This is a genomic window from Cyanobium sp. BA20m-14 (genome assembly GCF_024346295.1).
Map to the genome: position 1 here is coordinate 1 of NZ_JAGQCR010000025.1, position 22,099 is coordinate 22,099.

At 66.2% G+C, this 22,099-nt stretch carries 24 protein-coding genes and 1 pseudogene; 20 read left to right on the forward strand and 5 right to left on the reverse strand.

What is annotated here, in order from left to right:
• Positions 1-322: pseudogene (locus tag KBZ07_RS03995) on the forward strand (hypothetical protein); the annotation flags it as partial.
• 34 nt (positions 323-356) lie between these two features.
• Here the strand turns inward: KBZ07_RS03995 and KBZ07_RS04000 are convergent.
• The gene (locus KBZ07_RS04000) at positions 357-917 is read right to left on the reverse strand and encodes a YqhA family protein (protein WP_254930403.1); all 561 of its coding nucleotides are present in this window, start codon (positions 915-917) and stop codon (positions 357-359) included.
• A gap of 388 nt (positions 918-1,305) precedes the next feature.
• Between KBZ07_RS04000 and KBZ07_RS04005 the strand changes: the two genes are divergently transcribed.
• Positions 1,306-1,734, forward strand: a complete 429-nt coding sequence (locus KBZ07_RS04005) for a hypothetical protein (RefSeq protein ID WP_254930404.1) — start codon at positions 1,306-1,308, stop codon at positions 1,732-1,734.
• On the opposite strand, the gene coaE is transcribed toward KBZ07_RS04005, so the two are convergent.
• The gene (gene coaE / locus KBZ07_RS04010; protein ID WP_254930405.1) at positions 1,735-2,358 is read right to left on the reverse strand and encodes a dephospho-CoA kinase; all 624 of its coding nucleotides are present in this window, start codon (positions 2,356-2,358) and stop codon (positions 1,735-1,737) included.
• A 60-nt stretch (positions 2,359-2,418) separates the two neighbouring features.
• Between coaE and KBZ07_RS04015 the strand changes: the two genes are divergently transcribed.
• Genes KBZ07_RS04015 through KBZ07_RS04035 form a run of 5 tightly spaced genes read left to right on the forward strand, consistent with a single transcriptional unit; the run spans position 2,419 to position 7,194 of the window.
• Positions 2,419-3,360 carry an HAD family phosphatase gene (locus tag KBZ07_RS04015; RefSeq protein ID WP_254930406.1) on the forward strand — a complete coding sequence of 314 codons (942 nt, stop codon included), beginning with the start codon at positions 2,419-2,421 and terminating at the stop codon, positions 3,358-3,360.
• Positions 3,361-3,403: 43 nt separating this feature from the next.
• Positions 3,404-4,648, forward strand: a complete 1,245-nt coding sequence (argJ, locus tag KBZ07_RS04020) for a bifunctional glutamate N-acetyltransferase/amino-acid acetyltransferase ArgJ (RefSeq protein WP_396123917.1) — start codon at positions 3,404-3,406, stop codon at positions 4,646-4,648.
• Positions 4,649-4,673: 25 nt separating this feature from the next.
• Positions 4,674-5,210, forward strand: coding sequence for a hypothetical protein (locus tag KBZ07_RS04025; protein ID WP_254930408.1), 537 nt, complete (start codon positions 4,674-4,676; stop codon positions 5,208-5,210).
• A complete protein-coding gene (locus tag KBZ07_RS04030) occupies positions 5,207-5,530 on the forward strand; it encodes a hypothetical protein (protein ID WP_254930409.1) in 324 nt (107 codons plus the stop codon). Before KBZ07_RS04025 ends, KBZ07_RS04030 begins: the two co-directional genes overlap by 4 nt.
• Entirely contained in the window at positions 5,530-7,194 is a 1,665-nt protein-coding gene (locus KBZ07_RS04035) for an AarF/ABC1/UbiB kinase family protein (RefSeq protein ID WP_254930424.1), read from the forward strand. The genes KBZ07_RS04030 and KBZ07_RS04035 overlap by 1 nt, the downstream gene beginning before the upstream one ends.
• A 34-nt stretch (positions 7,195-7,228) precedes the next feature.
• Here the strand turns inward: KBZ07_RS04035 and eno are convergent, their stop codons facing one another.
• The gene (eno, locus tag KBZ07_RS04040) at positions 7,229-8,524 is read right to left on the reverse strand and encodes a phosphopyruvate hydratase (protein WP_254930410.1); all 1,296 of its coding nucleotides are present in this window, start codon (positions 8,522-8,524) and stop codon (positions 7,229-7,231) included.
• Positions 8,525-8,592: 68 nt separating this feature from the next.
• Here eno and gloA point away from each other — a divergent pair, with 68 nt between their 5' ends.
• From gloA to rplA, 6 genes are all read left to right on the forward strand, one after another.
• Positions 8,593-8,985, forward strand: a complete 393-nt coding sequence (gene gloA, locus KBZ07_RS04045; protein WP_254930411.1) for a lactoylglutathione lyase — start codon at positions 8,593-8,595, stop codon at positions 8,983-8,985.
• An 11-nt stretch (positions 8,986-8,996) separates the two neighbouring features.
• Entirely contained in the window at positions 8,997-11,711 is a 2,715-nt protein-coding gene (locus tag KBZ07_RS04050; RefSeq protein ID WP_254930412.1) for an ATP-dependent Clp protease ATP-binding subunit, read from the forward strand.
• Between the two features lie 47 nt (positions 11,712-11,758).
• On the forward strand, positions 11,759-12,007 hold the full coding sequence (secE, locus tag KBZ07_RS04055; RefSeq protein ID WP_197152141.1) for a preprotein translocase subunit SecE: 249 nt from the start codon (positions 11,759-11,761) through the stop codon (positions 12,005-12,007).
• Positions 12,008-12,116: 109 nt separating this feature from the next.
• Complete coding sequence (nusG, locus tag KBZ07_RS04060) at positions 12,117-12,734, forward strand: transcription termination/antitermination protein NusG (RefSeq protein WP_254930425.1); 618 nt, start codon at positions 12,117-12,119, stop codon at positions 12,732-12,734.
• A gap of 103 nt (positions 12,735-12,837) precedes the next feature.
• Positions 12,838-13,263: a 50S ribosomal protein L11 gene (rplK, locus tag KBZ07_RS04065; protein WP_254930413.1), complete on the forward strand. Its 426-nt coding sequence runs from the start codon at positions 12,838-12,840 to the stop codon at positions 13,261-13,263.
• A 100-nt stretch (positions 13,264-13,363) separates the two neighbouring features.
• Positions 13,364-14,071: a 50S ribosomal protein L1 gene (rplA, locus tag KBZ07_RS04070; RefSeq protein ID WP_254930414.1), complete on the forward strand. Its 708-nt coding sequence runs from the start codon at positions 13,364-13,366 to the stop codon at positions 14,069-14,071.
• Here the strand turns inward: rplA and KBZ07_RS04075 are convergent.
• The gene (locus tag KBZ07_RS04075; RefSeq protein ID WP_254930415.1) at positions 14,055-15,539 is read right to left on the reverse strand and encodes an ABC transporter permease subunit; all 1,485 of its coding nucleotides are present in this window, start codon (positions 15,537-15,539) and stop codon (positions 14,055-14,057) included. The genes rplA and KBZ07_RS04075 overlap by 17 nt on opposite strands.
• A gap of 275 nt (positions 15,540-15,814) precedes the next feature.
• Here KBZ07_RS04075 and rplJ point away from each other — a divergent pair, with 275 nt between their 5' ends.
• Positions 15,815-16,339 (forward strand): 50S ribosomal protein L10, encoded by a 525-nt coding sequence (gene rplJ / locus KBZ07_RS04080; RefSeq protein ID WP_254930416.1) that lies wholly within the window; start codon positions 15,815-15,817, stop codon positions 16,337-16,339.
• A gap of 39 nt (positions 16,340-16,378) precedes the next feature.
• Entirely contained in the window at positions 16,379-16,762 is a 384-nt protein-coding gene (rplL, locus tag KBZ07_RS04085) for a 50S ribosomal protein L7/L12 (protein WP_254930417.1), read from the forward strand.
• A 259-nt stretch (positions 16,763-17,021) separates the two neighbouring features.
• Here rplL and KBZ07_RS04090 read toward each other — a convergent pair whose 3' ends face one another.
• Positions 17,022-17,744 (reverse strand): DUF3747 domain-containing protein, encoded by a 723-nt coding sequence (locus tag KBZ07_RS04090; RefSeq protein ID WP_254930418.1) that lies wholly within the window; start codon positions 17,742-17,744, stop codon positions 17,022-17,024.
• Between the two features lie 76 nt (positions 17,745-17,820).
• Here KBZ07_RS04090 and KBZ07_RS04095 point away from each other — a divergent pair, with 76 nt between their 5' ends.
• The 5 genes from KBZ07_RS04095 to KBZ07_RS04115 all read left to right on the forward strand — a co-directional run.
• Positions 17,821-18,540, forward strand: a complete 720-nt coding sequence (locus KBZ07_RS04095; protein WP_396123918.1) for a ribonuclease H — start codon at positions 17,821-17,823, stop codon at positions 18,538-18,540.
• A gap of 10 nt (positions 18,541-18,550) precedes the next feature.
• Positions 18,551-19,723: a quinone-dependent dihydroorotate dehydrogenase gene (locus tag KBZ07_RS04100; RefSeq protein ID WP_254930420.1), complete on the forward strand. Its 1,173-nt coding sequence runs from the start codon at positions 18,551-18,553 to the stop codon at positions 19,721-19,723.
• A gap of 38 nt (positions 19,724-19,761) precedes the next feature.
• The gene (locus tag KBZ07_RS04105) at positions 19,762-20,673 is read left to right on the forward strand and encodes a hypothetical protein (protein ID WP_254930421.1); all 912 of its coding nucleotides are present in this window, start codon (positions 19,762-19,764) and stop codon (positions 20,671-20,673) included.
• Complete coding sequence (locus KBZ07_RS04110; protein ID WP_254930422.1) at positions 20,670-21,383, forward strand: PilN domain-containing protein; 714 nt, start codon at positions 20,670-20,672, stop codon at positions 21,381-21,383. Before KBZ07_RS04105 ends, KBZ07_RS04110 begins: the two co-directional genes overlap by 4 nt.
• A partial coding sequence (locus KBZ07_RS04115) for a hypothetical protein (protein WP_254930423.1) occupies positions 21,380-22,099 on the forward strand: 720 nt, incomplete at its 3' end. The genes KBZ07_RS04110 and KBZ07_RS04115, both read left to right, overlap by 4 nt.

The window sequence follows — 22,099 nt, forward strand, 5'->3', positions numbered from 1 at the left end:
TCGGCTGATCCTGGCCCAAGCTGTAACGAGCGTAGAGCAGTCCAGTGCTGACACCGCCGGACTCGGCACTCGTATGGCAGCCCTCTTCGCCGATGCCGGGCTGGAAGAACCGATCAGCGAGTGGCGCGGGGTGGAAGCCATCCCGGCGGCGCAGCGCAAGAGGCAGGGCCGGCCCGTGGATCTGCGCGACACCCTGATCGCCGGCATCGCCCTGGCGCATGAGGCCCAACTTGCCACGCGCAACATGCGCCTCTTCAGCGACACCACCATCAGCTTGATCATCCGTTCGCACCGATGGAGTGACCGATACAGCCACCCCTAGCTACCTGGCCACAACGGGAACATCGTTTTCAAATCTACGACTTGCTGGCTGGTTTGTAGGTCATCAGAAAGCCACTTAAAGCCAGGATTAAAACGCAAAGGCAGAAGTAAATCATGCTCTTGACGTCTGTCAGTGGGATCGTGATCATCGACTTAAACGCTGAAACTATTAATGCAACTACCAGCACTTTTACTAGCTTTTCCTTGAGGTGATCGAGGCTGCGAATATCGAGGAGGCCACCGCTGTTATCTGTGTCAGAGCCGGCGCGGTAGACATCGATCTCGGAAATCAATAGCTCATAAAGGCCGTAGCCAAAGATCAGGAACGCGACGCCGATTAGGTAGAAGTCGATCCCGGATACCACACTTGCAAGGGCTGTGTTGGCGACTTTCGCGGTATCAGGGGCAAAAAAGAAGAATTTGATTGATTTAAAAATATCCCGCGTGCCAATCGCAAAAGTCAGCAGGGTACTCGCCAGGCTCATCACCACTGGTACGATCGCAATCAGCCGAAAGCGCCAGAGCCCCATTTCCAGCGTCAGTTCGATCTTTTTCTGCAGGCGGCTGCGTCTAGGTGTCGGTTCGGTTGGATTCATGATCAGCAAGTAGTGGATTGCGCTGTTGAGCAGCCTCAGGCGCTTGCCAACGTTTTGCAAGTTGCAAGCCTGCGCCGCATCCGTAGGTAGCCAGCTAATATTGACCTAATTGGATTAATATTGGCCCCAAGTTGTGTTCAGATCCTGACCACTTCGCTCGCGGGACGGGGGCGATATTCGTTGTAGCCCCGTTCCGGTTGAGCGTCTAAGCGCAATCTTCCAGAATCTGAAATCCCAGCATGGGCGCGGTTTCAGATTTTCAGCAATGGCCTTCGGCGGCATTTTGCTGTTGCTATGCGGCTAACTAAGTGCCCTTTAGGCTAAGCGCATTTTAAGTAATGTTACTTTTGCATTTGCGGCCAAAGTTTATGGCCAAAGCAGGGCAGAATTGGACCCGGACTTTTTGTGCAATCTTTTGGCTGAGAATCAGTTCGAGTTTGGTGCTTCCGAAAATCGGCATTTTAATTCGCTTGCCAAATACTGTGTTATTTCGGCTTTGGCGCTCGTTGTTTTCGCTATCGCCAATGCATCATTCCTTTTTAATGTGATCGCGAGCGGCAAAGTGGCGCTCATGATAAAAACTCTCGACGACGCTTTTTTGACCTTGGCTGCTTTCTTTGCGGCCTATCAGCTCCGTCAGGCTGCCGGAAACTTTCGTCAAATTGTCCAAACCCAGGGTGATGATCTCAGGCTTCTGAACCGTTCAAATAGCAGCTTGCGGCTTGTTTTTGCAAGTCTTGCGGTCATGCTCATATCGCTGGCCATCAGGTTCATTCTGGATTACCCAGCCCTGATGAGTTGGATCAAAGCTGCCTGATCAAAGCTGCCTGATCCAGGCTTGCGCCTTCTCCACCTGCAAGGGCAGATCCGCCGGTTTGCCCCGATTGTCAATCACCACGTCGGCGAGGCCCCGCTTGCTTGCCAGGGGCCACTGGGCCTCGATGTGGGCCCGGGCTTCGCTTTCGTCCAGGCCATCGCGCTGGCCCAGCCGTTGCAGCTGCTGGCTTTCGTCGCAGTCCACCAGCCAGATCTCGCTGCACAGCCCTTCCAGGCCCGCTTCAAACAGCAGCGGCACCATCAGCACCACTGCCGGTGCGCTGCCTAACTCCGCCAGAGCCGCTTCAAGGCCGGCCCGCACGATTGGGTGCACCAGCTGCTCCAGCCACTGGCGCTCCTTGCCATCGGCGAAAACGATTCGCCCCAGGGCGGCCCGATCGATCCCTGCCCCCGCACTGGGCCAGCGCACTACCTTCCCGTAGCGATCCAGCACGGCTGCTGTGGCCACGCTGCCCGGTGCCAGGGCCTGGCGGGCCAGGACATCGGCATCGAGAACGGGCAGGCCCCGCTCTGCCAGCAGCCTGCCCACGCTGCTCTTGCCCGTGGCAATACCGCCGGTGAGGCCGATGCGTCGCTGCTGGCCTGGGGCGCGTAGCTGGTTCAAGCCGGAAGTCGCCAACCCTGCCGGCCATTCTTCAGGATGGTGTTCCCCTTAGGCCCTTTGATGCCTCTCACTACTGGCGATCCCCTCCCCTCCTGGAACGAGGGCCCGGCCAAGGAGGCGATCCTCGCTTACATCGCCCGGATCACAAATGCAGAATCGCCAGACTTCCTGCCGTCGCCTGAACGCATCGCTGTTTTCGACAATGACGGCACCCTCTGGCCGGAGCATCCGCTCCCCTTTCAGGCAGCATTTGCCATAGACGAACTCAGTTCGCGCATTCCCAGGGAGCCGCACCTTGCGGCGGATCCAATGGTGCAGGCCGCCCTGGCTGGCGACCTTGCCAAGCTGCTGGAGGGGCCCCGCTACGAAGGCCTGTTGCAGATCCTGGCGCTCACCCATGCCGGCATGTCTGTTGATGCTTTTCGTAGGACTGTTGAGGCATGGTTGGTGTCGGCCAGGCACCCGCGCTTTGACAGGCCCTACGACGCACTTACCTATTTGCCCATGCAGGAACTCCTGCGCTATCTGCAGGCCAATAACTTCAAAAACTTCATTGTTTCTGGAGGTGGTGTTGACTTCATGCGCGTTTGGGTGGAGCGGGTTTATGGCATCCCGCCGGAGCAGGTGGTTGGCTCGACTGCCCGCACTACCTTTGAGCTGGGCGCAGCGGGCCCGGTGCTCACCAAAACCTTGGACTATTTGTTCGTCAATGACAAGGGGGGCAAGCCGGTGGGCATCCATCAGTTCATTGGCCGCCGTCCGACGCTCTGTTGCGGGAACAGTGACGGAGACCATGAGATGTTGCAGTACACCACAATCAATAACCCCCGCCCCAGTTTCGGCCTGCTCGTTCACCACACCGATCCCGAGCGCGAATATGCCTATGCCGCCAAATCGACCAGCACTGGAAAGCTCGTAGAAGCCCTCGCAGCGGCCCCCAGTCGGGGCTGGTGTGTGGTCGACATGAAGGAAGACTGGAATAGGGTTTTCGAAGTTGATTAGTCAAGCCGAATAGTTGAGCCGATTAGCTTTTTGCCTATTCGGCCTGCCGCCGCCGGTTCAGGATGGCCCCAGTGGCCCCGGCGCGTTGACCCACCCCTGGCATCCCATCCCCGGCGGCATCACCGCCCCCAGTGGTTTTAGGGCCGCCGCCGTTACGGCTGGCCTCAAGGCCTCCGGCAAGCCCGACCTCTCCTTGCTAGTGGCCCCCGAGGGTGCGGTCTGCGCCGGCAGTTTCACTACCTCACTGCTGCGGGCGGCCTGCGTCGATCTCTGCGCCGAGCGATTGCGGGCCTCAGGCGGCCATGCCCGGGCCGTGTTGACCAACTCCGGTCAGGCCAACGCCTGCACCGGTGAGCGGGGTTTGGCCGACAGCCTGGGGGCTACCGCAGCCCTGGCCCAGCGCCTGGGCCTGGCGGCCGAGCAGGTGCTGATCTGCTCCACTGGCGTTATCGGTGTGCCGATCCCGATCGATACGCTCCTGGCCGGCCTCGACCCCCTGGTGGCGGCCCTCAGCCCCGAGGGTGGGGGCGCGGCGGCCCAGGCAATCCTCACCACCGACCTGGTCGACAAGCAAATAGCCCTGGAGGCCAATCTGGACGGCCGCACCGTGCGCATCGGCGGCATGGCCAAGGGCTCGGGGATGATTCACCCCGATATGGCCACGATGCTGGGTTACCTCAGCTGTGATGCCGGCGTGCCGGCCGAGGCGTGGAGCGCCATGGTGCGCCGGGCGGTGGATTGCTCCTTCAATGCGATCACGGTGGACGGCGACACCAGCACCAACGACACGTTCCTGGCCTTTGCAGCCGGTGAGCCCTTGAGCCCCGAGCTCTTTGATGCCCTGGAGGCCGGCCTGACGGCGGTGTCGCAACACCTGGCCAAGGCGATCGCCCGCGACGGTGAGGGCGCCACCTGCCTGCTCGAGGTGCGGGTGGAGGGTGCGGCCGATGACGCCGGCGCCCGCACCATCGCCCGCACCATCTGCGGCTCGTCGCTGGTGAAGTGCGCCGTGCACGGCCGCGACCCCAACTGGGGCCGCATCGCCGCCGCCGCTGGCCGGGCCGGTGTGCCCTTCAACCCCGCTGGGCTGGCGCTCTGGCTGGGCGGGCACCAGCTGATGGCGGCCGGCCAGCCCCTGCCCTTCGATCGCGCCGCCGCCAGCACCTATCTGCAGAGCGACACGGTAATAATCCGCCTGGTGGTCGGCAGGGGCCCGGGGGCGGGGCTGGCCTGGGGCTGCGACCTCTCCGATCAGTACATCCGCATTAACGCCGATTACACAACCTGATCAGGAGCCGCGTCAGAATGGCTGCATGGCCCAGGTTTCGTCCCGCCCCCAGCCCCGTCCCCAGCCCCGTCCCAAGCCCGGTACCAAGTCCGGTACCCAGCCCCGCTGGCAGCTGCCTTTGCTGGTGGGCGTTTGCTTTGGCTTGGGCTACGGCGTGGCCAATCGCCTGCTTGCCCTGCAGCTACCTGCTCTGGTGAGGCTGGGGCAGGGCTTTGAGGTGCGGCCCTTCCCCGGCCAGTCGCTGGAGAGCCTGCGCCTGCAGTTCGGCACCGAAGAGCGGGAGGTGCGCGGCAATCTCGAGCCCCTCGAGCCCGATTCCCAGCCCGGCGCCGACCAGCTCACAGATTCAGCATCCCCAGATCCCGTTGGCCCCGATCCAGCTGGCTCAGATTCCGGTTCCCTAGGGATTCAGGGCGATCCAACCCTGCCGCTCGAGACCAGGTCTGCCGATTCCCCTCGGGCTTCCTCCTCGCCCGCCCCCTCTCCTGCCGCCGCGCCGCCGCCGCCGCGCTTGCCGAGCCCCGACCTGCCAAAGTCAACTCCAGACGCCGGACTGCCATGAGCGCGCCGCAACTCCTGCTTCAGGCTGCCGTCCACCGTCTTGGCGCCCGTCTTGGCAGTGGCCTGGTGGATGGGGCTGCCAACTTGGCCCTGCTGGCCCAGGACGCCCCCGAGCGGATCCGGCAGGAACTGCAGCTGTTCTGGGATGAGGTGGAGGCCGAGGCATCGCGGATCGAGCGGGGCGAGTCTGGTGCTGGAGCCGGTGCTGGTGCTGGCGATCAGCCCCCTTCCCCTGAAGGGGTTCCGGATCCCCAGGATCAGATTGATGACCTGCGCGCCAGGGTTGCGGCCATGGCCAGTCGCCTGGACAGCACTTCGTGATCCTGCTGCGGCCCCTGCGCATCTGGTGGCTGGCCCTGGCCCTGGTGCTGGGGCTCTGGTGGGACGCTCAGAGTTGGACCTACCTGGGCGGTGTCAGCGAAGAGCGTCAGCGGCGTCGCCAGGTGCGGCGGGCTCGCTGGCTCACCGACGAATTTCTGGCCCTGGGTTCGGCCTTCATCAAGCTCGGCCAATTGCTCTCGGCCCGCCCTGACGTGTTGCCCGCCGAGCTGGTGGAGCAGCTGGCCACCCTGCAGGACCAGGTTCCTGCCTTCCCCTTCACCGTGGTTCAGGACCTGCTCGAGCAGGAACTGGGCGGGCGCTGCGCTGAGATAATCGACCTTGAGGCTGAACCCCTCGGTTCCGCCAGCCTGGCCCAGGTGCACCGGGCCAGCCTGCGGAGTGGCCGTCAGGTGGTGCTGAAGGTGCAGCGTCCAGGCCTGGAGCGCACCTTCCGCCTCGATCTGCAGGTGCTCCAGCAGGTGGCCGCCGCCGTTCAGCGCCATCCCCGCTGGGGCCAGGGCCGCGACTGGATCGGCATCGCCCAGGAGTGCCGGCGGGTGTTGCTGCGGGAGCTGGATTTCCGCCTCGAAGCCGAACATGCGGCCCGTTTCCGCCAGCAGTTTCTCAGCGATCCCGGCATCCGGGTGCCAGCGGTGATTTGGGAGCTGAGCAGCCGGCGGGTGCTGTGTCTCGACTACCTGCCCGGCATCAAGATCACAGATCGGGCGGCCCTGCTAGCGGCGGGCATCGAGCCTGCCGCGGTGGCAGAGAAAGGCGCCGCCAGCTACCTGCAGCAGTTGGTGCGGTTCGGCTTTTTTCACGCCGACCCCCATCCGGGCAACCTGGCCGTGGCGGCCGATGGGGCGCTCATCTACTACGACTTCGGCATGATGGGCCAGCTCTCGAGTCGCCTGCAGGCCCGGCTCGGCAGCATGGTGCGCGCCGCAGCCGGCAGGGATGCCGCCGGTCTGGTGGATGAGCTGCAGCAGGCGGGCCTGATTGCCCCCGGCATTGACCCTGGGCCGGTGAGGCGCCTGGTGCGTGTGATGTTGGAGGAGGCCCTCACGCCGCCCTTCTCCGCCAATGTGTTGGAGCGGCTGTCGGGCGATCTCTATGACCTGGTCTACGGCCAGCCCTTTCGCCTGCCCCCTGAGCTGATTTTCGTGATGCGGGCCCTCACCACCTTTGAGGGGGTCGGCCGCAGCCTCGATGCCAGCTTTAGCTTGGTGGCGATTGCCCGCCCCTACCTGCTTCCTCTGATGACTTCAAGCGGTTTGGGCAGCGGCGGCGGCGATCGGTTCGGCAACGAGCTGTTCAACGAAATCTCGCGCCAGGCGGCCGAGGTGGGCAGCCGCGCCCTCGGTATTCCCAAACGCCTGGACGACAGCCTGGCTCGCATTGAGCAGGGCGACCTGCAGGTGCAGATCCGGGCCGGCGAAACCGATCGCCTGTTGCGTCGCCTCGCCCTGGCCCAGCAGGTTGCCGGCCAGTCCATGCTCCTAGCGGGCCTGGCCGTGGCAGCGGCCCTGCTGGCGGCCAGCAGCCGCCCCGTCCTCACCGCCATTCCCCTGGTGGGCGCCCTGCCCGTGGCTCTGAGCTGGTTGAAATTGCAGGGCCGGCTCAAGCGCGATGGCCGGCTAGATCAGCTGCCGGCTTCTCGCTGAGCGAAGAGGCTGCTGAGCAAAGGATCAGCTGACCTCAGGCTTTGCCGCGGGGGCCCCGGTCTTCGGCGCCGGCATACACCGCCTGGCTGCCGAGCTCATCTTCGATGCGCAGCAGCTGGTTGTACTTGGCCACCCGATCGGAGCGGCTGAGGGAGCCGGTTTTGATCTGGCCGGCGCGGGTGGCCACGGCCAGGTCGGCGATGGTGGTGTCTTCCGTTTCGCCGGAGCGGTGGCTGATCACGCTGGTGTAGCCGGCCCGGCCAGCCAGATCGATCGCCTGCAGGGTTTCGGTGAGTGAGCCGATCTGATTCACCTTGATCAGAATCGAGTTGGCCACGCCCAGGTCGATGCCCCGCTGCAGCCGGGTGGTATTGGTCACAAACAGGTCGTCGCCCACCAGCTGCACCGTCTTGCCCAGCCGCTCGGTCAGCAGGGCCCAGCCCTCCCAGTCGTCTTCGGCGATGCCATCCTCGATTGACACGATCGGGAAGCGGCTGGCCAGCAGGGCCAGCTGGTCCACCATCTCGGCGCTGCTGTAGCTGCCGCCGCCGAAGTTGTAGCGGCCGTCCTTGAAAAACTCAGTGCTGGCCACATCCAGGGCCAGGGAGATCTGGTCGCCGGGGCGATAGCCGGCCTTCTCGATCGCCTGGATCAGCAGCTCGCCTGCCGCATCGTTGCTGGCCAGGTTTGGGGCGAAGCCGCCCTCATCGCCAACTGCGGTGGAGAGGCCCTGGCTGCTCAGCAATCCCTTGAGCGTGTGGAACACCTCGGCGCCCATGCGCAGGGCTTCGCTGAAGCTGGCCGCGCCGTGGGGCACCAGCATGAACTCCTGGAAGTCCATGTTGTTGGAGGCGTGGGCGCCGCCGTTGATCACGTTCATCAACGGCACCGGCAGCAGGTTGGCCAGCGGGCCTCCCAGGTAGCGGTAGAGGGGCAGGCCGACGCCGTTGGCGGCTGCCCGGGCGGTGGCCAGGCTCACGGCCAGCACGGCATTGGCGCCGAGGCTGGATTTGTTGTCGCTGCCGTCCAGTTCGGCCATGGCGGCGTCGACGGCACTCTGGTCGAGGGCGCTGAGGCCGCAGAGGGCCGGCGCGATCCTCTCCTCGATGTTGCTGACGGCCCGGGTCACCCCCTTGCCGAAGTAGCGGTTGCCGCCGTCGCGCAGTTCGTGGGCCTCATGGGCGCCGGTGCTGGCGCCGCTGGGCACGATCGCCCGGCCACTGGCGCCGCCCTCCAGCATCACCTCCGCCTCCACGGTGGGGGTGCCGCGGGAATCGAGCACCTCCCGGGCCACCACGGTGTCGATCACTAGGTCGAGGGAGTCGATCACGTGGGTCGTCGGCTGTTGTCTTTGGGGCGATCCTATGATTGATAGCTGGCAGCCAATCGGGTGGATCGATGCGAATGCTGCACACCATGCTCCGGGTGGGGGATCTGGATCGCTCCCTTCTCTTTTATACGGAGGTGCTGGGCATGGACCTGCTGCGCCGTAAGGACTACCCCTCGGGCCGGTTCACCCTGGCCTTCGTGGGCTACGGCGACGAGAGCGACACCACCGTGCTGGAGCTCACCCACAACTGGGATACCAGTCACTACGAGCTAGGCAGCGCATACGGCCACATCGCCCTGGGGGTGGATGACATCTACACCACCTGTGCGGCGATCGCGGCCAAGGGGGGCAAGGTGGTGCGCGAACCCGGGCCCATGAAGCATGGCAACACGGTGATCGCCTTCGTGGAGGATCCTGATGGCTACAAGGTGGAGCTGATCCAGATCTCTGCCCCAGGCTGATCCCCAAGCCCATGTCCCCAAGCCTCACCAGCGACCCCGATCGCTTCAGCGATGACGGCTGGGAGCTGCTCCTGGCTGCCCAGGACACTGCTCGCCGCTGGCGCCATGGCGCCATGGACGTGGAGCACCTGCTGCAGACCTTGCTGTCGGAGCGGCGCTTTGACCGCTGGCTGGATCCCCTGCCCCTCGATCCCGACCGGCTGCTGGATCGGCTGGAGAGCTTCTGTGCCGACCAGCCCAGCGCCAACGGGCCGGAGCTGTACATCGGCGATGCCCTGGAAGATCTGCTGGAGGCTGCCGAGCGCTGCAGGGTCGCCTGGGGAGCCCCCTTGCTGGATGTGCCCCAGCTGTTGGTGGCCCTAGTGGGGGATCCCAGGATCGGAGCCTCCCTGCTGGTGCCGGAGGGCCTCAGTGAAGACCTGTTGCGGCGCCAGTTCTGCCCGGACGACTGGATCGACAGGGCCCCGCTCCCCACCCCCCCAACTGCTCCTTCAGCTGCTCCTCCAGCGGCTCCTCCTGCCGCCCCACCTGCCACCACTGCTGGCCCTGCTGCCCCAGCCCCCGAGCTGCGCCTGGAACCCGAGCCCCCAGGCTCCTCCGAGCCAGCCGAGGCATGCGCCCTTGAGCGCTACGGCCGCGACCTCACCGCCGCCGCCCGCGCCGGCGAGCTCGATCCGGTGATCGGCCGCGACCTGGAGATGCGTCGCCTGATCCAGGTGCTCTCCCGCCGCAGCAAGAACAATCCAGTGTTGATCGGTGAGCCCGGCGTCGGCAAGACCGCCGTGGCCGAATTGCTGGCCCAGCGGATCGTGGCCGGCGAGGTGCCCGATTCACTTCTGGGCCTGCGGCTGGTGGCGCTGGATCTGGGCGCCCTGATCGCCGGCGCCAAGTTTCGCGGCCAGTTTGAGGAGCGCCTGCGCGCCGTGCTCAAGGAGGTGCGCGACGCCGATGCGGTGGCCGGTGCGGCCGGCGTGGTGCTCTTCATTGATGAGCTGCACACCGTGGTGAGCAGCGACCGCTCCACCGCCGATGCCGCCAGCGTGCTCAAGCCCGCCCTGGCCCAGGGGTACCTGCGCTGCATCGGTGCCACCACCCCGGAGGACTACCGCCGCAGCATCGAGAAGGATCCAGGCCTGGAGCGGCGCTTCCAGCAGGTGCTGATCAAGGAGCCCGGGCCAGACACCAGCGTGGAGATCCTGCGGGGCCTGAAGGAGCGCTATGAGCTGCACCACGGTGTGGCGATCACCGACCAGGCCCTGGTGGCGGCGGCCCGGCTGGCCGATCGCTACATCACCGACCGGGCCCTGCCCGATTCGGCGATCGATCTGGTGGATGAGGCGGCCGCCCAGCTGCGCATGGAGGTCACCTCCAAGCCCCAGCTCGTCGAGGCGGCGGAAGCGGAGCTGCGCCGGGTGGAGCTGGCCCTGCTCTCGGCTGAGGCGTCACCCCAGCAGGAAAGGGTGCAGTGGCAGGAGCAGCGGCGCCGGGCCACCGAGGCCCTCCAGCAGGTGCAGCAGCGCTGGCAGGCCGAGCGGGAGCGGCTGGCGGAACTGCGGCAACTGCTGCAGCAGGATGAAGACCTGCGCACGGCGATCGCCGAAGCCGAGCGCCAGGGCGACTACGAGGAGGCAGCCCGGCTGCAGCACGACCAGCTCTATGGGCTGCAGCAGCGCCGCGAAACCCTCGAGGCCGAGCTCCAGGCCGAACCAATCCTGCGGGAGCAGGTGGAGGAGGGCGACATTGCCGATGTGGTGGCCCGTTGGACCGGTATTCCGGTGCAGCGGTTGCTGGCCGGCGAGCGTCAGAAGTTGCTCGAGCTCGAGGCCAGGCTCGGCGAGCGGGTGATTGGCCAGCCGACGGCGGTGGCGGCCGTGGCCGCGGCGATTCGCCGGGCCCGGGCCGGCATGCAGTCCCCCACCAGGCCGGTGGGCTCCTTCCTGTTTTTGGGTCCCACCGGCGTCGGCAAGACCGAGTTGGCCAAGGCTCTGGCGGCGGCCCTCTTCGATGAGGACGAAGCCCTGGTGCGGCTCGACATGAGTGAATTCATGGAGCGAAACGCCGTGGCCCGGTTGGTGGGGGCGCCGCCCGGCTACGTGGGCTATGAGGAGGGAGGCCAGCTGACCGAGGCGGTGCGGCGCAGGCCCTACGCGGTGCTGCTGCTAGATGAGGTGGAGAAGGCTCACCCCGAGGTGTTCAACCTGCTGCTGCAGGTGCTCGATGACGGCCGCCTCACCGATTCCCAGGGCCGCACGGTCGATTTCCGCCACACGGTGGTGATCATGACGAGCAACCTGGCCAGCCGCGCCATCCTGGAGAACGCCAGGGCCGGCGGTGACCCGGCCGAGCGAGAGCAGGCCCTGGAGCAGGCCGTTGAGCAGGCCCTGGCGGCCCAGTTTCGACCGGAATTTCTCAACCGCATCGACGAGGTGATCCGCTTCAGGCCCCTGGCCCCGGCCGATCTGCAGCGCATCGTCCGCTTGCAGCTGGCCGAGCTGGCCCGGCTGCTGGCGGAGCAGCACCTCCAGCTGGAGGTGCCCGAGCCGGTGGTGCAGGCCCTGGCCGAGCAGGGCTATGAGCCCGAATATGGGGCCAGGCCCCTGCGGCGGGTGCTGCGCCGCCAGCTGGAGAACCCTCTGGCCACCGAGCTGCTGGCGGAACGCTTCAGCGGTGCCCAGGGCGTGCGTGTGGTGGCCGGCAACCCCCTTAGCTTTGAGCCCCTCGGGTAGGGTGTTCGTTTGCCGATCCGCGCGGACGCCACCGTGCGCAAGCGCCAGTGGATTCCGACTCCCCCCAACCCGATTCCCCAAGCCCTGAACAGGCCACCCCGGCTGCCGAGTCATCGGCCGTTCCTGGGGGCTTTGTCGCCGCAACCCTGGCGGAGTTGCGCAAGGTTGTCTGGCCCAGCCGCCAGCAGCTGTTCAGCGAATCGGTGGCCGTCATCTTGATGGTGAGCATCTCGGCTGCGGCGATCGCTGCGCTGGATCGTTTTTACGGCTGGGCGTCCAGTCAGGTGTTTGGTTGAACCCTTGTTGCTTGCTGTCCCGTCCGTCGATTCCGTTCTTGCCGTGAACCCCGTGTCCGAGCCCCTGACCGAGCACTTCTCCGAGCCCTTGAGCGAGCCCTTTAGCGAGGTGGTGAGCCCCCTCGATCTTCAAGAAGCGCCGGCCGCTGGCGGTGAGAAGCTCCAGGTGGCTCGCTGGTATGCGGTGCAGGTGGCCTCCAGCTGCGAGAAGAAGGTGAAGGCCACGCTCGAGCAGCGGGCCGTCACCCTGGGGGTCGACAACCGCATCCTCGAGATCGAGATCCCCCAGACCCCTGGGGTGAAGCTCAAAAAAGATGGCACCCGCCAGAGCACCGAGGAGAAGGTATTCCCGGGCTATGTGCTGGTGCGGATGGTGCTCGATGAGGACACGATGATGGCGGTGCGCAGCACCCCCAATGTGATCAATTTCGTGGGGGCCGAAGAGCGCCGTGCCACCGCCAAGGCCCGGGGCCACATCAAGCCCCGGCCCCTAAGCCGCAACGAGGTCGACCGGATCTTCAAGCGGGCGGCCGAGAAGAAGGCCGTCGTCAAGGTGGATCTCACCGAGGGCGACCAGATTCTGGTCACGGCAGGTCCGTTCAAAGACTTCCAGGGCGAGGTGATCGAGGTGTCGGGTGAGCGCAACAAGCTCAAGGCCCTGCTCTCGATCTTCGGCCGGGAGACCCCGGTGGAACTGGAGTTTTCCCAGATCAGCAAACAGAGCTAGGCCCCAGCCCCGCCCAGCGGCCGTCTCCCTGCGGAGGACGGCCCTCACCCCACACCTCCACTACCTGGGGGTCATCCGCAGATCCGCCCCGTAGCCTCAGACGATGGCCAAGAAAATCGTAGCCGTGATCAAGCTGGCCCTCCAGGCCGGCAAAGCCAACCCCGCGCCGCCGGTGGGCCCTGCCCTCGGCCAGCACGGCGTCAACATCATGGCGTTCTGCAAGGAGTACAACGCCCGCACCCAGGAGAAGGCCGGCTATGTGATTCCGGTGGAGATCTCGGTCTTTGAAGACCGCAGCTTCACCTTCATCACCAAGACCCCGCCAGCTTCCGTGCTGATCACCAAGGCTGCCGGCATTGAAAAGGGTGCCGCCACCTCCGCCAAGGGGGCGGTGGGTGCCATTTCCCGTGCCCAGCTCGAGGAGATCGCCAAGACCAAGCTGCCCGACCTCAACTGCACCAGTGTGGAGTCGGCCATGCGCATCATCGAAGGCACCGCCCGCAACATGGGCGTCGCCGTAAACGACTAATCCCGACTAATCCCTACCTATCCGGGGGAGATCCAGGCAACCCTGACCAGTCCATCTGTTCAACGGCCAAGCCCTGAATCGCCCGTACCCCATCCTCACCATGCCGAAAATTTCCAAGCGCTTCGCTGCCCTCAGAGCCACGGTCGAAGACCGCAGCTACGCCCCTCTCGAGGCGATTGAGCTGGTCAAGACCACCGCCACCGCCAAGTTTGATGAAACCGTCGAGGCCCATGTGCGCCTCGGCATTGATCCCAAATACACAGACCAGCAGCTGCGGACCACCGTGGCCCTGCCCCACGGCACCGGCCAGACCATCCGCATCGCCGTGATCGCTCGCGGTGAGGCAGTGGCTGCCGCCAAGGCCGCCGGCGCCGACCTGGCCGGCGACGACGACCTGGTCGACCAGATCGCCAAGGGCGCAATGGACTTCGACCTGCTGATTGCCACCCCAGACATGATGCCGAAGGTGGCCAAGCTGGGCCGGGTGCTCGGCCCCCGGGGCCTGATGCCAAACCCCAAGGCCGGCACCGTCACCACCGACCTGGCCGGCGCCATCAACGAGTTCAAGGCCGGCAAGCTGGAGTTTCGGGCCGACCGGGCCGGCATCGTGCACGTGCGCTTCGGCAAGGCCAGCTTCGATTCGGCCAAGCTGCTCGAAAACCTCAAGGCCCTGCAGGAGACCATCGACCGCAACAAGCCCAGCGGCGCCAAGGGCCGCTACTGGAGGAGCCTTTATGTGACCTCCACCATGGGCCCCTCGGTGGAAGTCGACTTCTCGGCCCTGCAGGACATCAAGCAGGACGCCTGAGTCTCCGTTCCAGCTGCTTGAACAGCAGCGATGCGGCGGTGGTCATCACCAGGTACACCAGGGCCACCGCCAGATACACCTCAAAGGCCCGGTAGCTGGTGGCCACCACCAGCTGCCCCTGGCGGAACAGTTCGTTGAAGCCGATAACCGCCGCCAGGCTGGTGTCCTTGATCAGGGTGATGAACTCATTGGCCAGGGAGGGCAACACCCGCTGCAGGGCCTGGGGCAGGATCACCATCTGCAAGCTGGGGATGGGCCGCAGTCCGAGGGCTTGGGCCGCTTCCCATTGGCCGGGCTCAATCGAGCTGATGCCTCCCCGCAGGGTCTCGGCCAGGTAGGCCGCCCCGTTTAGCCCCAGGGCCAGTACGGCGGCGGCGAAGCGGTCCATCTGGAGGGTGAGCCCCAGCTGCTGGGCCAGGGCCGGCACGCCGAAATAGATCACGAATAGCTGCACCAGGATCGGGGTGCCGCGAAAGAAGTCGACGTAGACCCGGCTGCAGCGCTGAACCAGCGGATTTGGTCTCAGCAGCCCGGTCGCCACCAGGGCGGCACCGATCAGGCTCACGCCGAAGGAGCAGAGGGTAAGGGCCAGCGTCACCCCGGCGCCGCGCAGCAGATTGCGCAGCAACTGCATCAAGTTGAGCCCCGCACTGCCGCTGCGGCTGTCGAGGGCCGGGGCGCGTTGCGGCAGTGAAGGCGGAGCCTGGCCAAACCAGCGCTGGTAGATGCGGGCGTAGCTCCCATCGGCCAGGAGCTGGCCCAGGGCCCGGTTCACCGGGGAGCTCAGCGGAGAACCCTTGGGGAAGGCGATGCCGTAGAAGTCGGAGGTGAGGGGCTTGCCGGCGATCTCAATCCCCTTGAGCTCAGCGGTTTCAATCGCGTAGAGGGTGGCGGGCAGGTCATTGACGTAGGCCTCCACATTCCCGTTCAGCAGTTCCTGCAGGGCCAGGGGGCCTGAATCAAAGGTGCTGAGCCTGGCGCCGGGTACGGCAGCCATGGCCTTGGCTCCGGTGGAGCCGATCTGCACGGCGATCGTGCGACCTTCGAGATCCTTGAGGGTGCTGATGCCCCTGGTGCCTTCCCGCACCACGATGCCCAGGCCGGCGGCGAAATAGGGCCGCGAGAAGTCGACCGTCTCGGCCCGCTCCGCGGTGATCGTCATGGCGCTGATCGCCAGGTCGAGGTTGCGCACCTGGAGGGCGGGGATCAGGCCATCGAAGGGCAGGGGGGTGAGCTGGAGGCGGTGACCACTGCGTTTGGCGATGGCTTCGATCAGCTCGATGTCGAAGCCGCGCAGTTTGCCGCTGTCCCCATCCGTGAAGCCGAAGGGGGCGTAGCTCGGATCGGTGCCCACGTTCCAGAGCGGCTGGGCCCGCCCCGGCGCAGCCAGAGCCAGGCCCAGGGCCAGCAGCAGGGCCAGCAGGAGGCTGGGCAGCAGCAGCGCCATCCGGCGAGCAGGAGGGAGCATGGGGTTGGGGATCGGTTGGGGAATGGTCAGGGAATGGTCGCTGTGTAGTGTGGATGACTGGCTTAGGCCAGAAGGGCACGCGCCCTACCCCAGACAGCAGGTGGGTTCACGCCCGTAAGTCCTGCCGAGGTGATCGCGACAGGTTTGGCTCCAGGCAGGATTCGTCCGACCGGGTGGCAGAGCAGGCAGCGGCCTCGAGTTGATCCCCCCCTCAAGGAGGGCTTCAGCGTCCCGGGCTGCGTTCCCCGCTTGTTCCCCCGATCCGTTCCTTCCCTATGGGCCGCACTCTGGAGAACAAGCAACAGATCGTCGAAGAGCTCAAGGGGCTCCTCGGCGAGGCCGAAATGGCGCTGGTTCTTGATTTCAAGGGCCTGACCATCAAGGAGATGTCTGATCTGCGGACCCGTCTGCAGGCCAGCAACGGCGTGTGCAAGGTGACCAAAAACACCTTGATGCGCCGGGCCATTGATGGCGATAGCGCCTGGTCGAATCTCGATTCCCTGCTCACCGGCACCAATGCCTTCGTGCTCGTCAAGGGCGACGTGGGTGGTGCGGTGAAGGCCGTGCAGTCCTTCCAAAAGGACACGAAGAAGTCGGATGTGAAGGGCGGCCTTTTCGAAGGTCAGCTCCTTTCCCAGAACGACATCAAGGCCATCGGGGATCTGCCCTCCAAGGAGGTGCTCATGGCCCAGATCGCCGGTGCGATCAATGCCGTGGCCACCAAGCTGGCCGTGGGTATCAACGAGGTTCCGTCCGGTCTTGCCCGGGCGCTCAAGCAGCACGCCGAAAGCGGCAGCTGAGCTCAAGCGACTTCCCCTTTCTGTTGCTGATTCCCAACCATGTCTGCTACTACCGACAAAATTCTCGAATCGCTGAAAACCCTTTCGCTGCTTGAGGCTTCCGAGCTCGTCAAGCAGATCGAAGAGGCCTTTGGCGTGTCTGCCGCCGCATCCGCTGGCGTGGTGATGGCAGCAGCTCCTGCAGCTGCTGCTGAAGCCGTTGAAGAGCAGACCGAATTCGACGTCATGCTCGACAGCTTCGACCCCGCCGCCAAGATCAAGGTGCTCAAGGCCGTCCGCGAGGTCACTGGCCTCGGCTTGGGCGAAGCCAAGGCCCTAGTTGAAAGCGCCCCTTGCGCAATCAAGGAAGGCATCGCCAAAGGCGACGCCGAAACCATCAAAAAGGCCGTTGAAGAAGTTGGCGGCAAGGTCACCATCAAGTGATCTAGCCCCAGCTGATCCAGCCCTGATAGCTCGGCCGGCCCCGAAGGGGGCCGGTTTTTTTTGTGCGCTGGTTCTAGAGCGAGCCCTAAAAACCAGCGAGACAAAAAAAAGCCCCGCCGAAGGCAGGGCTTTGAGTTGGAACGATTCCGGGAGTCTTGCCTCGTTTCGACCCCGGAAGAGCGTTCCCACTCCTCACACCCCAGAAACTTAACGGTGGGATGGGGATGGGGCCAGGTAGGGCAGGCCTCTCTGCCAACTGTCACTCGCGGAAGGGGATCACCGGCAGGCGGATCGGCCCCTGGGCGAGCAGCTTGCTGCGCTCAGCCCTTGTGGGCTCAGGCGGCAGCGGTGGGGGCGCCATCGGTGGCTGGGCTGTCGTCGCCAGGGAGCCATTGGCACTGGCCAGCAGCAGGGGCAGGGGGATGGGGTTGGCGAAGTAGACGTGGTTAAGGGTCTGGGCCTTGAAGCTGCGTCGCTGCAGGTCCCAGCCAGGTTCGAGTGTCAGCGCCACAAAGCCATCCTTCTCTCGCAGGGGCACCTGGGCCCTGCCCACCACCAGCACGGTGGCATCGCTGGGGGTGCTGGCCTCCAGCCGCAATTCCGCTCCGCTCTGGCGCAGCTGCAGCCGGTAGCGGCCGGCCAGATCCTGATCGCCGATGCGCAGGGAGTAGCCGTTGCTGTCGAGGTAGCGGTTGCAGATGCCGGTGAAGTTAAAGCGGTTGAGGGCCGGCTCGGTGAGCCCGTCAGGACGCTGCTCCCAGCAGAGGGGCTGGGGCCTGATCTGCTCCAGCACCAGCAGGTTCCAGCTGTTGCTGCCCACGGGCCTGGCCAGCACGGCGAAGCGGCTGGCATCCAGCGGCTGGCTGGTGAACACGTTGGCCGCCTGGGCCAGAGGGCTGATTGCGGCCAGGCCCAGGGCGGCCAGGGCCAGGTAGGTTCGAAGGGGTTGGCGACTGGCTGGGCCTGGGGCGGGGGAGGCCATGGCGGGGCTGGGGTCAGGCAGAAGCGTTCTCTAGCGAACTTTCAGGGGGTGTCCAGTGGCTGCTGAGCCGGTAAAAGTGGTGGCCGCAGCCTGTGACGGCGCCTGCAGTGGCAATCCCGGCCCCGGGGGCTGGGGGGCCTTGTTGCGCTTTGAGGACGGCTCGGTCCATGAAATGGGCGGGGCCGAGCGGGCCACCACCAACAACCGCATGGAGTTGACGGCTGCCCTGGCCCTGCTGGAGGCGCTCAGGGAGCTGCCCCACGATTCCGGCCTGACGATCCGCACCGACAGCCGCTATCTGATTGATGGCTACAGCAAGTGGATCCAGGGCTGGAAGCGCAAGGGCTGGCGCACGGCCTCCGGTGGCGTGGTGCTCAACCGGGACCTGTGGGAACAGCTGGATCAGGCCCGGCTGCCGGGGGTGGAGCTGGTGCATGTCAAAGGCCACAGCGGTGATCCCGACAACGACCGCTGCGATGCCATCGCCGTGGCCTTCTCCCATGGCCAGATGCCGGCCATGGCGGCTGGGGAGGTAGTGGCCAGCGCCCGGATCGAAGCCGATGTGCCGCCGCCTGGCCTGCAACAGCTGCTCAGCCGGCTGGAACTGGCCGACCGCCTCGCCGACCAGGGCTACGGCCTCAATCTGGTGGAACTGGCCCAGCTGGTGGAGCAGCCTTTGCAGCAGCTGGAAAGCCGCAGCGACCCCTGGGTGTGGCGGGATTGGCAAGTGCTGCCCCTGGGGGGTGGGCGCTGGCGTTTGCAGAGGAACGCGGGAGGATTGGCGGATCGGGAGTAGGCGGCGGGCGATGGCGAATCCAGCTGGGGCAACCAATACAGGTGCTCTCTATCAACGGTTGCTGGGCCCCCTGCTCAGCCGCGATGAGGGCGCCGATGCCGAGCAACTGAGCCAGCTCACCCTCACGGCCCTGGGCCAGGCCTCCTTGCGGCGAACCTGGCCCATCGTCAGCGGCGCCCTGGCCGGCCTGGCGGCGGAGTTGCAGCACCCCGATCCCAGGCTGGAGCAGAGCCTGTTCGGCTGCCGCTTCGCCAATCCGGTGGGCCTGGCCGCTGGTTTTGACAAAAATGGGGTGGCGGCTGCCATCTGGCACCTCTTCGGCTTCGGCTTTGCCGAGGTGGGCACGGTGACCTGGCACGGCCAGCCGGGCAATCCCAGGCCCCGGCTGTTTCGGCTGGCGGCGGAGCGGGCGGCCCTGAACCGGATGGGTTTCAACAACGATGGGGCCCAGGTGCTGCGCCGCACCCTGGAGCGCCAGCAATTGCCCCCGCCCGGTCGGCGCCCCGCCGTGCTGGGGATCAACCTGGGCAAATCGAAGCTCACCTCGCTGGAGCTGGCTCCAGACGACTACGCCTCGTCGCTGGAGCTGCTTGCGCCCCTGGCCGACTACGCCGTCATCAACGTCAGCTCGCCCAACACGCCCGGCCTGCGGGAGCTCCAGGAGGAAACCCTGCTGCGGCGCCTGGTGGAGCGGCTGCGGCGGCTCCCGGCCTGTCCGCCGCTGCTGGTGAAGATCGCCCCCGATCTCGAGGATGACGCCATAGATGCGATCGCCCGCATCGCCTACGAGGAGGGATTGGCCGGGGTGATTGCCGTGAATACAAGCCTCAACCGCTTCGGTCTGGAGCAGCGCCGCTTGGCCCAGACCGGCCGCACCCTGGCCCAGGAGGCCGGCGGGCTGAGCGGTGCCCCCCTGCGGGCCCGGGCCCTGGAGGTGTTGCGGCGGCTGCGGGCCACGGCCGGCCCTGCCCTGCCCCTGATCGGAGTGGGCGGCATCGATTCGCCCGAAAGCGCCTGGGAGCGGATCGCCGCCGGGGCGTCCCTGGTGCAGGTCTATACCGGCTGGATCTATTCGGGGCCGGCCCTGGTGCCCCAGATCCTGGCGGGTCTGGCCTGCCAACTCGAGCGCCATGGCCTGGCCCATATCGGCGCAGCTGTGGGCTCCGGCCTGGCCTGGCGGTGAACTCTCGATAACCTTCAGGCGGTGGTTCGGGAGTCCCGTTGGTCGTTGCACGCTTGCAGGAGGAGTGGCAGACGCTGAGGTCTGAGCTGTTTCCCACCAAGGTGGTGCTCGATCTCAGCGACCTTTTGCTCACGGCCCAACGCCTGCCGAAGGCCAACCAACCCCTGGACGCCCCTTGGATAGTGCCCTTGCCGGCGGCCACCTGCCGGGGGGGCAGGCCCCTCCAAACGGAGGCCCTGGGCGATTTCATCGGCGACCTGCTGCTGAGCTACGGGGAGATCAAGGCCCTTTTGAGCGTGGTTTTGCCGGCGCCGGCCTGTTATTGGCGGGCATTGCAGTGGCCCCTGGATGCCTCGCCCCTCTCGGCCTGGCCCCTAGAGCCCGCGCGGCAGCTGCGAGAGCTCCAGCCCGATCTGGGCCTGCCCTTCGCGCTGGAGCGGGGCTGGCTCGACGTCATGCGCGTCCAGGGCGGTGACGTCGATGCCCTGGTGGTGGCCATCGAGCGCCAGCTGCTGGCGGACTGGCTGGAGGTTTTCAACATTGCGGGGGTGCGCCTGGGTCGGCTCGTGCCGGCCCAGGTGGCCTGGATGGTGGGCCTGCAGGAGCGGCTGCTGGCGGCGGATTCAACGACCCTGGTGGGCCTGTTGCTGCCCGAGCCGCAGGCCCTGCGCCTGCTGGTGTGGCGCGATGGGGTGCCGCTCTACGAGCGGCTGCTGAGCGGGGAGCTGGAGCAGTGGCTAGGCCAACTCGAGGCCTGCCTGCGCTTTCTGCGCTGGCAGCAGGGGATGCAGGCCACGGGCTCCATTGAGCTGCTGCTGGCTGCAGGGCTGGCCGCCGGCCAGCTGGAGCGGCTGCAGCTCGGCTGCCCCCAGCCGCTGGAGCTGCTCGATTCTGGCGGCTATGGAAACCTGGCCTTGCGGGGTCTGGCGCTGCTGGAGGGGGCCCGATGAGCGCCCAGTTGGATCTTGCTGCGGGGGTGGACCTGCTGCGGGAGCGGCGCCGGGAGCTCGGCCTGGCCGATCCCCAGGAACTGCGGGCAAGTCAACGGAGCCAGCTGGTCCGTGGCTGCGGCTGGGCGATGCTGCTGGTAGGTGGGGTGGCCCTGATGGGAGTGCTGCTGACCATGCGAGCCCAGTCTGTGCTCGCTTCGCTCGATCGGGAGGCCCTGGTGGAGGCGAAGGTGGCCGAGCTGGAGCAGGCTCTCAATGGCCGCAGGCGGTCCCTGGAAAAGCTGGGCAGTGTCAATCGCACCCTGGCCAATGCCCTGGTTGCAAACCGTTCAGGCTCGGCGCTGATGCGGGATCTGCAGCTGCGGGTGCCCCAAGGGGTGCGGCTGCGGGAGGTCAAAATCCTCACCGATAGCCTGGAGATCAAGGGCGAAGCGCGGGACCCGCTCAGCTTTGGGCGCATCAATGCACTGCAGCTGCAGTTGGCCCGCTCACCCCTGCTCGACCCCCAGGGGGTGGTGTTGAGCCAGGCGGAGCGCATCCGCGGCGAGGGTTCCCAGGCCATGGGATCAAACCAGGTGGGCTTCCTGGTCACCGCCAGGTTGCGGCCGCCGCTGGCGGCAGGCCAGGAAGCGCTGATCCTCCGGCAGCTCGGCGCTGATGGCATGGTGCGCCGGCTCCAGTTGCTGCAAGGGGAGGGACTGCTGCCATGACCAACCTGCAGGCCCCTGCTGGTGAGGAACCGGCCCTGGCCGGCAGCCGCCTATCGCCGCGTCAGCTGCTGCTGCTGCCCCTGGCCCTGGGCGGGGTGGTGGCGCTGGCGTTGCTGGGGGGCTGGGTGATTCCCCAGCTGCAGAAACTCAACGAGGCCAACCAGCGCCAGGCCCAGAAGCAGGCCACGGCGGCCGGGATTCCGCTGCTGCGGCAGCAGCTGGATCAAACAATCACCGCGACCCAAAGCGCCGAGTTGCAACAGGCCCGCCTGCTGGCCCTGATCGCGGGCAGTGGGGATCTGGCCACCTTCCTCACCCAGGTTGATCGGCAAGCCCAGCTCCACGGCGTGCAGCTCGATGTGCTCCAGCCCGCCCAGTCAAAGGGCGCCCCAGGGGAGGCCGCCCCGCCCAGCCCCGCAGCCCCGGCTGAGCCGCCCGATCCCCTGGCCGGTGCGGGCCTGCAGGCAACCCAGATGCAGCTCAAGGCCGTGGGGGCCTATCCAAGCCTGCTTGGCTTCATCCGGGCGATGGAGCGGTTGAGCCTGCTGGTGCGGCAGAGCGGCTTCACGCTGCAGCAGGTTGGGCCCACGGCTGGCCAGGCCGCCGCCGCCGCTGAGGCTCCTGCCGACCCCGCTGCAGCTGATTCGCCAGCCAGCTCGCCAGCTTCCCCCCCAACCCCCGCCGCCGCGCCGGCCCCAGCCCCCACGGCGATGACC